This is a genomic window from Streptomyces sp. DH12, assembly GCF_020873895.1.
Lineage (GTDB): Bacteria > Actinomycetota > Actinomycetes > Streptomycetales > Streptomycetaceae > Streptomyces.
In genome coordinates, this window is sequence record NZ_JAHWGT010001528.1 from 1 (window position 1) to 401 (window position 401).

The window sequence follows — 401 nt, forward strand, 5'->3', positions numbered from 1 at the left end:
GACCACCGTACATTTTCACGCCAAGGCGTTTACTTTCGGAATCGCGGCCGTTACGGGTAGAACCGCCAGCTTTTTTGTGTGCCATGAGTCAATACTCCTATAAAGGATCGGGGCCGACGAATCAGGCCTGGATACCGGTGATTTTGATCTCAGTGAACCACTGACGGTGGCCCTGACGCTTCATGTGGTGCTTACGACGGCGGAACTTGATGATGCGCACTTTATCGTGACGGCCTTGCGACACGACTTCGGCAACCACTTTAGCGCCGTCTACGACCGGAGCGCCGATTTTAACGTCGTCGCCGTTGCCGATCAGCAGAACGCGATCGAAAGTCACGGCTTCGCCAGTGGCGACTTCGAGCTTCTCGATCTTGAGGAATTCGCCTTCGGTGACTTTGTAT

At 54.6% G+C, this 401-nt stretch carries 2 protein-coding genes; both read right to left on the minus strand.

What is annotated here, in order from left to right; all coding sequences use genetic code 11:
• On the minus strand, positions 1 to 85 hold an 85-nt coding region (locus LPA54_RS40910), incomplete at its 3' end, for a 50S ribosomal protein L27 (RefSeq protein WP_228985480.1).
• A 36-nt stretch (positions 86 to 121) separates the two neighbouring features.
• A partial coding sequence (gene rplU, locus LPA54_RS40915) for a 50S ribosomal protein L21 (RefSeq protein WP_228985479.1) occupies positions 122 to 401 on the minus strand: 280 nt, incomplete at its 5' end.